The following is a 1,662-nucleotide window of genomic DNA, read 5'->3' on the forward strand; positions in this document are numbered from 1 at the left end:
CCTAATTCGTGAGTAGGCGGTTCCAGGGCAGCCCCGTGAAGGGCTGCTGGACTGACTGATGTGGATGGGTTTCGCGGTGGCCGCGTGGGCGCCGGATGGACTCCTGTGTTCTCCCGGCCCGCTGAGGCCTTATGAGAGAGCGGTTGCCGCCGGCGTCTTCGGGTCGCCGCGAAACCCATCCCGACCGCCCGGACGTTGATCGTCGTGGTGCGAGCCCGCCGCAGGGTGACCCCCCGTTCCCTCCCGAGCCGTCGAGCTCTGCACAAGACCGGGGCCCCCGCGACGCACTGGCGTCACGAACGGCTAGTGAGATGGCGGACCAGAGAGTCCTGGAATTAGGTCGCCGCGTGGCCCACACAGGCTTGCCACCTGCACAAACACACAAAGCAAGGAGTCCGGATTGAACGTCTACTGCGGGATCGACTGGGCCGAACGACACCACGACATAGCCCTGGTCGACACATCTGGCACGCTGCTGGCCAAGCAGAGGATCACCGACGACGCAGCCGGCTACCGGGTCCTGCTGGAGCTGCTCGCCGAGCACGGCGACACCCCAGACGACCCGATACCGGTCGCCATCGAGACCAGCCACGGCCTGCTGGTCGCCGCCCTGCGCACCGGCAAGCGCCGGATCTACGCGGTCAACCCGCTCTCCGCCGCCCGCTACCGCGACCGGCACGGCGTCAGCCGCAAGAAGTCCGACCCGGGTGACGCCCTGGTCCTGGCGAACATCCTGCGCACCGACATGCACGCCCACCGGCCGCTTCCCGCTGACAGCGACCTGGCCCGCGCCATCACCGTGCTCGCCCGCGCCCAGCAGGACGCCGTCTGGCACCGCCAGCAGCTGGTCAACCAGGTCCGCTCGCTGCTGAAGACGTTCTACCCGGCCGCCCTCGACGCCTTCCAGGGCAAGCAGCACGGCCTCGCCCGGCCCGAAGCTCGCGCCGTCCTGGCCGCGGCGCCGACCCCGGCCCGCGCCGCGAAGCTCTCGGTCACACAGCTCCAGGCCGCACTGCGGCGCGCCGGCCGCGTCCGAGGCATCGACACCGAGGCCAGGCGCCTGCGGGAGATCTTCCGCGGCGACTACGCCCGCCATCCCCAGCCCGTCGAGGACGCCATGGGACACCAACTTGCCGCCCTCATCAAACAGTTGGATGCCGCCTGCCGAGCGGCCGACGAGCTGGCTCAGGCGGCGGAGGAGTCTTTTCGCAAGCACCCGGACGCTGACATCCTGCTCAGCTTCCCCGGCCTCGGCGTCCAACTCAGCGCCCGGGTGCTCGGCGAGATCGGCGACGACCGCGACCGCTTCACCGATGCCCGCGCCCTGAAGGCATACGCCGGCTCCGCCCCTATCACCAGGGCCTCGGGCAGGAAGAAGTTCGTCGGCCGCCGCTTCATCAAGAACGACCGGCTGATCACCGCCGGATTCCTCTGGGCCTTCGCCGCCCTGACCAGCTCGCCCGGAGCCGACGCCCACTACCGCCGTCGACGCAAGGCCGGAGACTGGCATGCTCAGGCCCAGCGGCACCTGTTCAACCGCTTGCTCGGTCAGCTCTACCACTGCCTGCACAACCGGCAGCTCTTCGACGAGCATCACGCATTCACCTCCTTCTCAGCAGCTCCAGCCGCCGCAGCTTGACTTCTTAGGCACGTGAGATGTCT

The 1,662-nt window shown here is 69.1% G+C and carries 1 protein-coding gene; it reads left to right on the plus strand.

Going from position 1 to position 1,662, the window contains the following annotated elements:
- Positions 1 to 400 precede the first annotated feature (400 nt).
- Positions 401 to 1,639: an IS110 family RNA-guided transposase gene (locus G5C65_RS36925; protein WP_165303404.1), complete on the plus strand. Its 1,239-nt coding sequence runs from the start codon at positions 401 to 403 to the stop codon at positions 1,637 to 1,639.
- Positions 1,640 to 1,662 lie beyond the last annotated feature (23 nt).

This window comes from Streptomyces boncukensis, assembly GCF_011045075.1.
Taxonomy (GTDB): domain Bacteria; phylum Actinomycetota; class Actinomycetes; order Streptomycetales; family Streptomycetaceae; genus Streptomyces; species Streptomyces boncukensis.